Source organism: Pseudomonas sp. GW821-FHT09C10, assembly GCF_059418085.1.
In genome coordinates, this window is sequence record NZ_JBWKPE010000001.1 from 372600 (window position 1) to 384777 (window position 12178).

11 protein-coding genes are annotated in these 12178 nt (G+C 63.4%); 4 read left to right on the plus strand and 7 right to left on the minus strand.

All coding sequences use genetic code 11. From position 1 onward, the window contains the following. Nucleotides 1–73: 73 nt before the first annotated feature. Nucleotides 74–562 (minus strand): winged helix-turn-helix transcriptional regulator, encoded by a 489-nt coding sequence (locus AC07OT_RS01635; RefSeq protein ID WP_141157735.1) that lies wholly within the window; start codon nt 560–562, stop codon nt 74–76. A 107-nt stretch (nt 563–669) separates the two neighbouring features. Here AC07OT_RS01635 and fabF point away from each other — a divergent pair, with 107 nt between their 5' ends. The 3 genes from fabF to AC07OT_RS01650 all read left to right on the plus strand — a co-directional run bounded on the left by fabF (nt 670) and on the right by AC07OT_RS01650 (nt 4441). Beyond that, nucleotides 670–1938: a beta-ketoacyl-ACP synthase II gene (gene fabF, locus AC07OT_RS01640; protein WP_495107245.1), complete on the plus strand. Its 1269-nt coding sequence runs from the start codon at nt 670–672 to the stop codon at nt 1936–1938. Between the two features lie 72 nt (nt 1939–2010). Then, nucleotides 2011–2391 (plus strand): RidA family protein, encoded by a 381-nt coding sequence (locus AC07OT_RS01645; protein WP_065941458.1) that lies wholly within the window; start codon nt 2011–2013, stop codon nt 2389–2391. A gap of 70 nt (nt 2392–2461) precedes the next feature. Next, the gene (locus AC07OT_RS01650) at nt 2462–4441 is read left to right on the plus strand and encodes a peptidase U32 family protein (protein WP_495107246.1); all 1980 of its coding nucleotides are present in this window, start codon (nt 2462–2464) and stop codon (nt 4439–4441) included. On the opposite strand, the gene AC07OT_RS01655 is transcribed toward AC07OT_RS01650, so the two are convergent. Further along, on the minus strand, nt 4419–5321 hold the full coding sequence (locus AC07OT_RS01655) for a DMT family transporter (protein ID WP_495107247.1): 903 nt from the start codon (nt 5319–5321) through the stop codon (nt 4419–4421). The two genes, AC07OT_RS01650 and AC07OT_RS01655, sit on opposite strands and share 23 nt — an antisense overlap. Before the next feature lie 109 nt (nt 5322–5430). On the opposite strand from AC07OT_RS01655, the gene AC07OT_RS01660 reads away from it, so the two are divergent. Continuing rightward, on the plus strand, nt 5431–5874 hold the full coding sequence (locus AC07OT_RS01660; protein WP_115487350.1) for an Lrp/AsnC family transcriptional regulator: 444 nt from the start codon (nt 5431–5433) through the stop codon (nt 5872–5874). Nucleotides 5875–6194: 320 nt separating this feature from the next. On the opposite strand, the gene xylB is transcribed toward AC07OT_RS01660, so the two are convergent. The 5 genes from xylB to AC07OT_RS01685 are packed head-to-tail and all read right to left on the minus strand — an operon-like array spanning nt 6195 to nt 12155. Then, nucleotides 6195–7655 carry a xylulokinase gene (gene xylB, locus AC07OT_RS01665; protein WP_495107248.1) on the minus strand — a complete coding sequence of 487 codons (1461 nt, stop codon included), beginning with the start codon at nt 7653–7655 and terminating at the stop codon, nt 6195–6197. 16 nt (nt 7656–7671) lie between these two features. Next, nucleotides 7672–8664, minus strand: a complete 993-nt coding sequence (locus AC07OT_RS01670) for a LacI family DNA-binding transcriptional regulator (protein ID WP_495107249.1) — start codon at nt 8662–8664, stop codon at nt 7672–7674. A 21-nt stretch (nt 8665–8685) separates the two neighbouring features. After that, entirely contained in the window at nt 8686–9618 is a 933-nt protein-coding gene (locus tag AC07OT_RS01675) for an ABC transporter substrate-binding protein (RefSeq protein WP_115487353.1), read from the minus strand. Between the two features lie 34 nt (nt 9619–9652). Beyond that, nucleotides 9653–10630: an ABC transporter permease subunit gene (locus AC07OT_RS01680; RefSeq protein WP_027605811.1), complete on the minus strand. Its 978-nt coding sequence runs from the start codon at nt 10628–10630 to the stop codon at nt 9653–9655. Then, complete coding sequence (locus AC07OT_RS01685; protein ID WP_495107250.1) at nt 10623–12155, minus strand: sugar ABC transporter ATP-binding protein; 1533 nt, start codon at nt 12153–12155, stop codon at nt 10623–10625. The genes AC07OT_RS01680 and AC07OT_RS01685 overlap by 8 nt, the downstream gene beginning before the upstream one ends. Nucleotides 12156–12178: the final 23 nt, after the last annotated feature.

Genomic DNA, 12178 nt, shown 5'->3' on the forward strand with positions numbered 1-12178 from the left:
GGGAAATACGCGACTTTAAGGGGTGCAGCAGGATTATTTTCTGGCGTCAAATTATTGCTTGAGCCCGCAGGATTCAAGGCTTTGCGGCAAGCGAAGCCAAGCGCTCCCGCATACCGGTACTGGCCGCCGGGCCGGCCTGCAACACACAGTCCTCCAACGCTACGATGTGTCCCTCTGCACTCGCCAACATCGGCTGCACCGGCCGCCCCGTGTCCCGCTCGACCAACTCGACACTGGTGCCCTCTTCGGCGTAATGCCGGTTACCCCACGCCACCAGCGACATCAGCACCATGCGGAAATCCTCGCCCTTGGCGGTCGGCACATATTCATAACGCGGCGGCCGCTCACTGTAGGCCCTGCGCTCCAGCATCCCCGCCTCCACCAACGCTGTCAGGCGACGTGTGAGCATGTTCGGCGCGATGCCCAGGCTGCGCGAGAACTCATCGAAGCGGCGCAGCCCCTGCAACGCGTCGCGCATGATCAGGATGCTCCACCACTCCCCTACCCGGTCGAGGCTGCGGGCGATGGGGCATTCGTCGCGGGTCAGGGACTTGCGTTGCATAAGGATTCCTTGGGGCCGGTGCACAGTTGTGTGATGCCATGTTACTTTCATCATGATAGTGACGTCCATAAGGTCTGGACCCTCAACGCAACCGGAGTCGATTGATCATGAGTAAACGTATCGTTGTGACAGGCATGGGTGCGCTGACACCGCTGGGCGCCGATGTGGAGTCAACCTGGAAGCGCCTGTTGAACGGGCAGTCGGGCATTCGTCGCCTGCCTGAAGAACTGATCGGCGACCTGGCCATCAGCATCGGCGGCCAAGTGCAGAGCGTGCTGCAGGACCCTGAAGCCGGGTTCGATCCTGATCGCCTGCTGGCGGCAAAAGAGCAGCGCAAGATGGACCGTTTTATCCTGTTCGCACTGGCGGCGGCCGACGAAGCCTTGAAGCAGGCCGGCTGGGCACCGAACACCGTGCAGCAGCAGGAACGCACCGCCACCATCATTGCCTCGGGCGTCGGCGGTTTTCCGGCCATCGCCGAGGCGGTACGCACCACCGACAGCAAGGGGCCGCGACGCTTGTCGCCGTTCACCATTCCATCGTTCCTGAGCAACATGGCCGCCGGGCATGTGTCGATCAACTATGGCTTGAAAGGCCCGTTGGGGGCACCGGTCACGGCCTGTGCGGCGGGGGTGCAGGCGATTGGCGACGCTGCGCGGATGATCCGTGCCGGTGAAGTGGACGTGGCGGTGTGCGGTGGCGCCGAAGCGGCGATCCACCGCGTCAGCCTGGGCGGCTTCGCGGCGGCACGGGCGTTGTCCAGCGCCTTCAACGACGCCCCCGAGCGCGCCTCGCGCCCGTTCGATCAAGCGCGTGACGGCTTTGTGATGGGCGAAGGCGCCGGCATCCTGGTCATCGAGGAACTGGAACACGCCCTGGCACGCGGTGCCCGGCCTATTGCCGAATTGGTGGGCTATGGCACCAGTGCCGATGCCTACCACATGACCGCCGGCCCGGAAGACGGCGACGGTGCGCGCCGGGCGATGACGCAGGCGTTGCGTCAGGCGGGGATCGAGGCGTCTGCGGTGCAGTACCTGAATGCCCACGCCACCTCGACCCCGGTGGGCGACAAAGGCGAACTGGCAGCCATCAGGACCGTATTCGGTGCCGGTGGCCCCCTGGCGATCAGCTCGACCAAGTCCGCCACCGGCCATTTGCTGGGCGCCGCGGGCGGCATCGAGGCGATCTTCACCGTACTTGCCCTGCGCGATCAGGTCGCACCGGTGACCCTCAACCTGGAACACCCGGATGACCTGGCCGAGGGGCTGGACATGGTGCGCGGTGATGCGCGGGCGATGGCGATTGAATACGCGCTGTCCAACGGCTTCGGGTTTGGTGGCGTGAATGCCAGCGTGTTGTTCCGCCGCTGGGTATAAGCCAGCGGTTTGCCCCTGGGATTGTTTTCGGGGACCATGGCGCCTTTCCGTTATTGCCAACAAGAGGCGCCCATGGCCAACCACGACCTGTCCTACACCCCCGATCCGGATGCCGACTCGATTTCCTCCGACGTTATCGGTTTCAACGGCATCCTGGTCTCCACCCAGATCCCGACCCGCGCCGACGGCAGCCTGGAACTGGGTGACATCACCCTGCAAAGCGAATGCACCCTGCAAGCGCTGAAAGTCGCGCTGGAAAAAGCCGGCAGCTCCATGGACCGGGTCATGCACCTGACCATTTATCTGACCGATATGGCCGACCGCGCCGCGTTCAATGAGGTCTACAAACGCTTTTTTGCCAAGCCCTGGCCCGTGCGCGCGGCGGTTGGCGTGGCTGCGCTGGCGGTAGACGGTATGCGCGTGGAAGTCACCGCGATGGCCGCTCAAGCCTGAAGTAATGCCGGTCAGGCATTTCACAGCTACAATGCGCGCCTCAACCGTGACAAGCCTGACTAAAAAAACTATGTCCTTGCCCAAGCATCACCTGGAATTGCTCAGCCCCGCCCGCGATGTCGCCATCGCGCGCGAGGCCATCCTGCATGGCGCCGACGCCATCTACATTGGCGGACCCAGCTTCGGCGCGCGCCATAACGCGTGCAACGAAGTGAGCGATATCGCTCAACTGGTGGAATTCGCCCGTCGTTACCACGCCCGCGTCTTCACGACTATCAACACCATCTTGCATGACAACGAACTCGAAGCCGCGCGCAAGCTGATCCATCAGCTCTACGACGCCGGTGTCGACGCGCTGATCGTGCAGGACCTTGGGGTGATGGAGCTGGATATCCCGCCCATCGAGCTGCACGCCAGCACCCAGACCGACATCCGCACCCTGGGCCGCGCCAAGTTCCTCGACCAGGCCGGGTTCTCGCAGTTGGTGTTGGCCCGCGAGCTGAACCTGCAGGAAATCCGCGCCATCGCCGACGAGACCGATGCCGCCATCGAGTTCTTTATCCACGGTGCCCTGTGCGTGGCGTTCTCCGGGCAGTGCAATATCTCCCACGCGCAAAATGGCCGCAGCGCCAACCGTGGCGACTGCTCCCAGGCGTGCCGCCTGCCGTACACCTTGAAAGACGACCAGGGCCGCGTCGTGGCCTTTGAAAAGCACCTGTTGTCGATGAAAGACAACAACCAGAGCGCCAACCTGCGCGCGCTGGTGGAAGCCGGCGTGCGTTCGTTCAAGATCGAAGGCCGCTACAAGGACATGGGCTATGTGAAGAACATCACCGCCTATTACCGCCAGCGCCTCGACGAAATCCTCGAAGACCGTCCGGACCTGGCACGCGCGTCCAGCGGCCGTACCGCGCACTTCTTCCTGCCCGACCCGGAAAAAACCTTCCACCGTGGCAGCACCGACTACTTTGTCAGCGACCGCAAGATCGACATCGGCGCCTTCGACACCCCGACCTTCACCGGTTTGCCGGTGGGTATGGTGGAAAAAGCCGGCAAGCGTGACCTGCAAGTGATCACCCATGAGCCGCTGTCCAACGGCGACGGCCTCAATGTGCTGGTCAAGCGCGAAGTGGTGGGGTTCCGCGCCAACATCGCCGAGCCCAAGGGCGAGTTCGAGGAAGACGGCGAGAAGCGCTACCGCTACCGCGTCGAGCCGAATGAAATGCCGGCCGGCCTGCATCAGTTGCGCCCGAACCACCCGTTGAACCGCAACCTCGACCACAACTGGCAGCAGGCGTTGCTCAAGACCTCAGCCGAACGCCGTATCGGCCTGTCATGGGTCGCACGTTTGCGTGAAGAGCAGTTGGACGTCACCGCCACCAGCGAAGAAGGCATCCACGCCAGCGTCACCCTGCCCGGCCCGTTCGGCGCGGCCAACAAGCCGGAACAGGCGCTGGACACCCTGCGCGACCTGCTTGGCCAACTCGGTACCACCGAGTATCACGCCACCCGCATCGAACTGGATGCACCCCAGGCGTTCTTCATTCCCAACTCGCAGCTCAAGGCATTGCGCCGCGAAGTGATCGAAGCCCTGACCGCAGCCCGTGTTGCCGCCCACCCCCGTGGCGGGCGCAAGGCCGAGACCACGCCGCCGCCGGTCTACCCGGAAGCGCACCTGTCGTTCCTGGCCAACGTCTACAACCAGAAAGCCCGCGACTTCTACCACCGTCACGGGGTGAAGCTGATCGACGCAGCCTTTGAAGCCCATGAAGAGAAAGGCGAAGTGCCGGTGATGATCACCAAGCACTGCCTGCGTTTCTCCTTCAACCTGTGCCCTAAACAGGCCAAGGGGGTGACAGGGGTGAAGACCAAGGTCGCGCCGATGCAGTTGATTCATGGCGACGAAGTGCTGACCTTGAAGTTCGACTGCAAACCCTGCGAAATGCACGTGGTGGGCAAGATCAAGGGGCATATCCTTGGGTTGCCACAACCGGGCAGTGTGGTGGAGCATTTCAACCCGGAAAATATCATCTTTCAGGGCACGCACTGACCCTATGGGAGCGGGGCCACCACCAGCCCCGCTGCAACCCCGCCGCCGCCAGCAGAATCGCCGCCACGCCCAGCCATTGCAGCCAACCCAGGCGATGCCCGAAGGCAATCCAATCGACGAAGATCGCCGCAATCGGGTAGATAAACGACAGAGCGCCGGTGATGGCGGTGGGCAGTTTCTGGATCGCGCCATAGAGCAACACATACATCACGCCGGTGTGCACCACGCCGAGCGTGACCAATGCCGCCCAGGCGTTGGTGGTGACCGGCAAGCTATGCCAAGGTACCAGCGGCGCCAATAGCAGTGCGCCCGTCGTCACTTGGATCAACGCCATCAAATGCGGCGGTACGTCCTTCAAACGCTTGATGATCAGTGCGGCAATCGCGTACAGCAATGCCGCGCCCAGCGCCAAGGCAATGCCTGCAAGGTAGTCGTCGCCGGTTGGCTGATCGCCATGGGCGGTGACAATCGCCAGCATTCCCAGGAACGCCAGGCTCAGCCACGCCAGTTTCTGCACGGTGATCTTTTCTCCCAGGAACAGCGCCGCCAGCATCACCAACATGAACGGCTGCACGTTGTACACCGCCGTGCTGATGGCGATCGAGGCGCGGGAATAGGATTCGAACAGCAGCAACCAGTTGCCGACAATCGCCACGCCACTGAGCGTCGCCAGGCCGAACGTGGCCCAACTGAGCAGGTCCAGGCGCAGGTAGCCGAGCAACGCGCACACCAGCAACAGGGTCAGGCCGCCGATCACGCAGCGCCAGAACACCACTTCGATCACCGATACGCCGGACACCAGCACGAACCAGCCGATGGTGCCCGAAATCAGCATGGCGGCGATCATTTCCCACGAACCGCGACGGATGGATGAATCCATGATTGATGCTCCTCAAGTGAGGCTCAATTATGGCAATCTGCTTGTGCGCGGCTCCAGTGGGTAAAAAAGGCAGAATCCCGCAATCACCTTTTCTTATTAGGCGAACACCATGATCGACACCATCGACCAGCAACTGATCGCCGCCTTGATGGATGACTCGCGGCTGTCCCTCAAGGCCCTGGCGGGCATCACCGGGCTGTCCTCGCCCAGTGTGGGCGAACGCCTGCGCCGCCTGGAAGAACGCGGCGTGCTGACCCACTACACCGTCGACATCGACCCCAGGCACTTCGGCTACCTGCTGCAAGCCATCGTGCGCATCCGCCCCCTGCCCGGCAAATTGCAGGAGGTGGAGCGCCAGATCCAGGCGATCCCCGAATTCACCGAATGCGACAAGGTCACCGGCGAAGACTGCTTCATCGCACGCCTGCACGTGCGCACCCTGGACCATCTCGACAGCCTGCTGGATCGGATCAATGCCTATGCCGAAACCAACACCGCCATCGTCAAGAAAACCCCGGTAAAGCGACGTTTGCCACCGCTGACCAACGACTGAACAACAACACACCGATTCCTGTGGAGAGTGGGCCGGGTGTGGTGAGCAGGCTTCCTGTGGCAAGCAGGCCTGTTGTGGTAAGTGAGCTTGTTGTGGTGAGCGGGGCTGTTGTGGTGAGCGGGCTTGCCCCGCGCTGGGGCGCGAAGCGGCCCCTAAACCTGACTACTCACCATGCCTGGATAAACGCGGTGCCTTTATTGGGGCAGCTTCGCAGCCCAGCGCGGGGCAAGCCCGCTCACCACAACAAGCTCACTCACCACAACAGGCCCGTTCACCACAACAGGTCTGCTCACCACAACAGCCCCACCCACAACAGGAGCCTAATCGTGAAGGGCCTTGGCGGCGGGCAGCAAACTTTGAAACTTGCGATAACGCGCCGCCAACACCGGCTGCTGCGTCAGGTCAGGTGTGTACCGGGCTTTAACCGGCATCCCCGCCGCGAGTAACTCAGCCCCCTGCCCCATCGCCACAAACCCGAGCTTTGCCGCGCCAATACACGCGCTCAATTCACTGCCCTGCAACGTGAAGATCTCCCGCTGCAGGATATTCGCCAGCAGCTGCGCCCAGTACTCACTGCGCGCGCCGCCCCCCACCAAGGCCAAAGCGGTAACGTCGGCGCCGGTCGATTGCACCGCGCGCAACGCATCGAGCAAACCGAAACCCACCCCTTCCATCACCGCATAACCGAGCATCCCCGGCGTGCAATCGTGGCCCAGATTCATAAAGCCGCCGCGCAGCAAAGGATCATTATGGGGCGTGCGTTCACCGGCCAGGTACGGCAGGAACAACGGCGTCCCCAAAGGCACGTGCTGTTCAATCGGCAATTGCGCCTGCACCTGCTCCAGCAACGCTTGCTCATCGGCCGTACCCGTCAGACGTGTGACCCAGCGCAGGCAACTGGCGCCGGCGAGCATGGCGCCCATGGTGTACCAGCGGTTGGGCAGCGCGTGGCAGAAGCTGTGCACTGCACTGGCCGGGTTGCCTGCAGCGTGACCGGTGATCGCAACAATGGCCGCGCTGGTGCCAAGGGTGATAAAGCCATCACCGGCGTTGACCGCGCCGATGCCGACCGCCGCCACAGGGTTGTCACCGCCACCGCCGGCAATCACCACGTCAGCTGACAGGCCCAGTCCCGTGGCCGCCAACAACGCGCTCGCCGCACCACCCTCCACCAGCCTGGGCAATTGCTCAGGCGTAAGGCCTGTAGCGCGAACCATTGGGGTAAACCATTGCCGCCGCGCCACATCCAGCCACAACGTACCCGCCGCGTCGGACATCTCGCTGATGCGCTCGCCACTCAAGCGCAAGCGCAGGTAATCCTTGGGTGACAGCACGCAGTCAATCGCCTGGAACACCTCGGGCTCATGCCGTTGCAGCCACAGCAGTTTCGGCGCGGTCAGCCCGGCCATGGGCAGGCTGCCGGTGACGTCGGCGAGGCCGGGGCCCAGCTGTTCGGCTTCCGCCACCGCACGGGAGTCGTCCCACAGGATCGCCGGGTACAACACGCGGTTGTCCGCCCCCAGCAACACCGCGCCGTGCATCTGCCCCGACAGGCCGATACAGGCCACGCGGGTAAACGCCTGGTGCTGGCGCAGTTGCTGCAACGCCTGCAAGCAGGCTTGCCACCAGTCTTCCGGCGCCTGTTCAGACCAGCCGCTGTGCCGGCGCGACACGCTCAAGCGCACGCCGGCATGAGCCAGCACCGCGCCCGTGGCGTCCATCAGGATGGCTTTGAGTTCCGATGTGCCCAGGTCAATGCCCAGGGAAACAGGACTGTTCATGCGTGTGTTATTCCCATCAATGACAGCCACAGGAGTTACGTAACTGCAGGGTCGGTGCCAGGCGCACGCTCTGGGGCGCTGCGTCAGGCGACGCCATGCGTTGCAGCAACAGGTCGACCGCGCGGGCGCCAAGGGCCTTGACCGGCTGTGCGATCAGGCTCAGGCGCGGCACGAAAAAATCCGCCCAGTCAAAATCATCAAAACCCACCAGGGCCATTTGTCTCGGCACTTCAAGCTGCGCGTCACGCAGGGCGTGCATCGCGCCGAGGGTCATCAGGTTATTGCCGGCCATGATCGCCGTGGGTGGCGAAGCCAGGCCCAGCAACTGGACTGTGGCCTGGCGCGCCGGCTCGGTATTGGAGCCGCCGTTGACCAGCAGCTGTGGATCGAAGGCCAGCCCCGCCGCGTGCAACGCCGCGCGGTAACCCGCTACCCGCTCATCCGTAGTACTGAAACCCGTGCGCCCGGCGATAAAGCCGATGCGGCGGTGCCCGTGCCCGATCAGGTGCTCAATCAGGGCCTGGGTGGCCTGGGCATTCTCCACCCCGACCTGGTCAAACTGCTCGCTCATCATGCGGTCCACCAGCACCGCCGGAATCGCGTTGGCGCGCAGGTATTCCAGGGCCATCGAACCGTTCGACGGCGCCAGCACAATACCGTCGACCCGCCGATGATGCAGCGCCATGACGACCCGCAGCTCCTGCTCCGGGTCGTCGTGGGTGTCGACAAACAGCATCATGTAGCCGTGCTTGGCGCACTCGGTTTCAATCGCGTGCACCGTCTCGCTGAAGTAATGGTTGGACAGCGCCGAGATCGCCACGCCGATCGTGTTGGTACTCGACCGCGCCAGCGAGCGCGCCAGGGTGTTGGGGATATACCTCAGTTCCTGGATCGCCCGCTGCACTGCCAGCACCGTGGCCGGGCTGACCTTGCGGGTACCGTTCAACACGTGTGACACGGTCGACGTCGACACCCCCGCCCTGCTTGCCACGTCATCCATGGTCACCACGACGCTGTCCCTCTCACGCTATCAGTGTTTACTCGACCAGCCGCTGTACGTACCGACGTTGTCGCGGGTGATCAGTTTTGGCGTGAGCAGGGTCACCGCTTCGGCCGGGGCCTTGTCGTTGAGCAGGTCATTGCCGACATTCACCGCCGTCTGCGCCATGGCCCATGGGTCCTGGCTGGCTGACGCCTGAATCTGGGTGTCGGTCTTCAGCGCGTTCTCGATATCCGGCGCGCCGTCCACCGAGGTGATGATAATGCCGCTGCGCTTGAGCTGCTTGGCCGCCAGGTCGCTGCCGATGGCTTGCGGGTCGTTGATCGCAAACAGGCCGTCGATTTTCGGGAAGCGCGTGAGGTAGCCCTGCATCACGTTCAGGCCGCCTTCGCGAGAGCCTTTGCCGTCCTGGTCGTCGGACAGCACCTTGATCTCCGGCGCGCCGGCCAATGCGGCTTTACAGCCTTTGACGCGGTCGGTCACGGCGGTGACTTGCGGACCGTTCTGGATAATCACGTTGCCCTTGCCGGAGAGCTTGTCCACCAGGTATTGGCAGGCCAGCTTGCCGGCTTCGACGTTATCGGTCTGCACGGTGGCATTCACGCCCTTGGCGTCCACATCCACCGCCACCACGACGATGCCGGCATCGCGGGCTTTCTTGATCGCCGAGGCCATGGCTGACGGGTCGACGGCGTTGATCAGGATCAGGTCGACCTTGGACGAGATAAAGTTGTCGATCTGCGAAAATTGCTTGCTCAGGTCGTAGTCGGCGGACACCGAGGTGACCTTGACGTTGGGGTTCAGCTCCTTGGCCCGGGCCGTGGCGCCATCGGCCAGGGTCACGAAATACGGGTTGCCGAGCGAGCCCATGCTGATGCCCAGGGCCTTGAGTTCGCGGGCCTCTGCGGCTTGGGACATCAGGGCAGCCAAGGCAATGACGGGAAACATGCGTTTAAGGTTCATGCGGGTCTCTCTTGTGATTGTTATGGAAGTGAAATCAGGTCCGCGCACCGGACTGGCGGTAGCGATCCAGCGCGACCGCGCCGATGATCACAATGCCCTTGATGATGTACTGCCAGATGTCCGACACCCCCAGCAGCACCAGGCCGTTGGTGAGTACCGCGATGATCAGCGCGCCGATCAGCGTGCCGCCGATGGTGCCGACGCCACCGGTAAAACTGGTGCCGCCGAGGATCACCGCGGCAATCGCATCCAGCTCGTAGGATTGCCCCAGTTGCAGGCCGTTGGCGGCAAACAGGCGCGAGGCGCTCATCACCGCCCCCAGCCCGGCCAAGGCGCCGGACATGGCGTAGACGAACAGCAGCACCTTCCACACCTTGATCCCGGAGAGTCGCGCCGCTTCGGGGTTGCCGCCCACCGAATAGATCTGCACGCCCATCACCGTGCGCCGCAGGATAAACCACGACAGCGCCACCACCGCCACGGCGATCACCACCAGCCACGGCACGCCGAGGATCGAGTCGTTGCCGATAAAGGCAAACGGCAGGTCGGGGTTGAACACGGTCTTGTCATCCGCCAGCAAACGCGCCAGGCCGCGCATGGCGGTGAGTGCACCGAGGGTGACGATAAACGGCGGTAGGCGCATGAAGGCAATCAACCCACCGTTGACCAGGCCCAGCAACAGGCCAAAGCCGATACCGGCCGCAATCCCGAACATGCCGAACTGCGGCGACATCGACGCCTGCAACGCCACCACGGCCGACGCCGCCAGGATCGCCCCCACCGACAGGTCGATCCCCGCGGTGAGGATCACAAAGGTCATGCCCGCCGCCAGCACCACGTTGACCGAGGCCTGCTGGGTGATGATCGACAGGTTCTGCATGGTCAGGAAGTTCTCGCTGGCCAGGGCGAAGCCCACCAGCAGCAAAATCAGCACCGGCAACATGCCGACGGTGCGCATCAGTTCGCGGGCACGTTCGGCCTTGCCTGTTGTTGCAATCATCGAATCAGCCATGGGCAACCACCTGATCGCCACCGGTGGCGAGGTCAATAATACGTTCCTGGGAGATGACGTGGCCGGAGGCCCCGCCGACTTCGGCCACCAACTGGCCTTCGCGCATGATCAGCACCCGGTCGCAGGTGCCGATGATTTCCGGCAGCTCGCTGGAGATCACCACGATGCCCACGCCGGCCTGCGCCAGTTGATTGATGATGCGGTAGATCTCGGATTTGGAGCCGATGTCCACGCCGCGTGTGGGTTCGTCGAGGATCAGCACGTGTGGCTTGACCTCCAGCAGCCGCGCCAGCAGGACCTTCTGCTGGTTGCCGCCGGACAGCGTGCCGACATTGACCTTGCCCGACGCCACGCGAATCGACAGTGACTTGATTGCATCATTGGCGCGTTGCCAGCCATGGCCACGGTCGAGCACGCCACCGGCGCGGGCATCCGGCACACAGGCGCAGACGTTGATGTTGTCGGCCACGCTCATGTCCAGGAACAGGCCCTGGGCCTTGCGGTCTTCGGTGAGGTACACCACGCCGGCACGAATCGCATCCGCCGGGTTGCGCAGTTGGGTCACGGTCTTGCCCACCACTTCCAGGGTGCCGCTGGTGCGCGGGTCGGCGGCGAAGATCAGCCGCGCCAACTCGGTGCGCCCTGCCCCGACCAGCCCGGCGATACCCAGCACTTCACCGGCGTGCAGGTCGAAACTGCAATTACGCACGCGCCTGCCATCGGCCATGTCCCGCACGCGCATCACCACCGCACCGGGGTCGTAGGCGGCGTGTTCCTTCTTGTAGAAACCGGACAGATCGCGGCCCACCATCATCTTCACGAGGACCTCAGCCGACAGCGCGTCGCGGCTCAGCTCGCCGATGTATTGGCCGTCGCGCAGCACCGAGACACGGTCCGACAGTTCATAGATCTCGGCCATGCGATGACTGATGTAGATGATCGCCAGGCCCTGGCTGCGCAATTGCTTGATCAGCGCAAACAGGCGGTCGGTCTCGCGGGACGACAATGGCGTGGTCGGTTCGTCCATCACCAGGATCCTGGCATGGGCGTGCAAGGCCCGGGCGATTTCCACCAGCTGGCGCTCGGCAATCGAGAGGCTGCTGACCTTAGTGGCTGGAGTGAATTCGGCGCCCAGACGCTGCAGGACTTCGACGCAACCGGCTTGCATGCCCTTGCGGTCGATGGTCCAGCCACGGCGCAGTTCGCGGCCCAGGTAGATGTTCTCGGCCACACTCAGGTTCGGGCACAGGCTCAATTCCTGGTAGATCACGGCGATGCCGAGGGCTTTGGCGGTGGCGGGGGTAAAGGTGGCGAAGGCCTGGCCGGCCATGCGGATTTCACCGCCGGGATCGGCCTGGTAAGCGCCGGAGAGGATTTTCATCAGGGTCGATTTGCCGGCGCCGTTCTCCCCCATCAAGGCGTGGATTTCGCCGGGGTAGACCTTCAGGCCGACATTCTTGAGCACGCGCAAACCGTTGAAGGTTTTGCTGATGCCCTGCATCTCGAGCAAGGGTTCAAGGCTCATCAATGAGCTCCTGGTTTTATTAT

Excerpts from the sequence above, each read along its gene's own strand:
- AC07OT_RS01635 (WP_141157735.1), bottom strand. The coding sequence starts at position 562 with ATGCAACGCAAGTCCCTGACCCGCGACGAATGCCCCATCGCCCGCAGC.
- fabF (WP_495107245.1), top strand. The coding sequence starts at position 670 with ATGAGTAAACGTATCGTTGTGACAGGCATGGGTGCGCTGACACCGCTG.
- AC07OT_RS01645 (WP_065941458.1), top strand. The coding sequence starts at position 2,011 with ATGGCCAACCACGACCTGTCCTACACCCCCGATCCGGATGCCGACTCG.
- AC07OT_RS01650 (WP_495107246.1), top strand. The coding sequence starts at position 2,462 with ATGTCCTTGCCCAAGCATCACCTGGAATTGCTCAGCCCCGCCCGCGAT.
- AC07OT_RS01655 (WP_495107247.1), bottom strand. The coding sequence starts at position 5,321 with ATGGATTCATCCATCCGTCGCGGTTCGTGGGAAATGATCGCCGCCATG.
- AC07OT_RS01660 (WP_115487350.1), top strand. The coding sequence starts at position 5,431 with ATGATCGACACCATCGACCAGCAACTGATCGCCGCCTTGATGGATGAC.
- xylB (WP_495107248.1), bottom strand. The coding sequence starts at position 7,655 with ATGAACAGTCCTGTTTCCCTGGGCATTGACCTGGGCACATCGGAACTC.
- AC07OT_RS01675 (WP_115487353.1), bottom strand. The coding sequence starts at position 9,618 with ATGAACCTTAAACGCATGTTTCCCGTCATTGCCTTGGCTGCCCTGATG.
- AC07OT_RS01680 (WP_027605811.1), bottom strand. The coding sequence starts at position 10,630 with ATGGCTGATTCGATGATTGCAACAACAGGCAAGGCCGAACGTGCCCGC.
- AC07OT_RS01685 (WP_495107250.1), bottom strand. The coding sequence starts at position 12,155 with ATGAGCCTTGAACCCTTGCTCGAGATGCAGGGCATCAGCAAAACCTTC.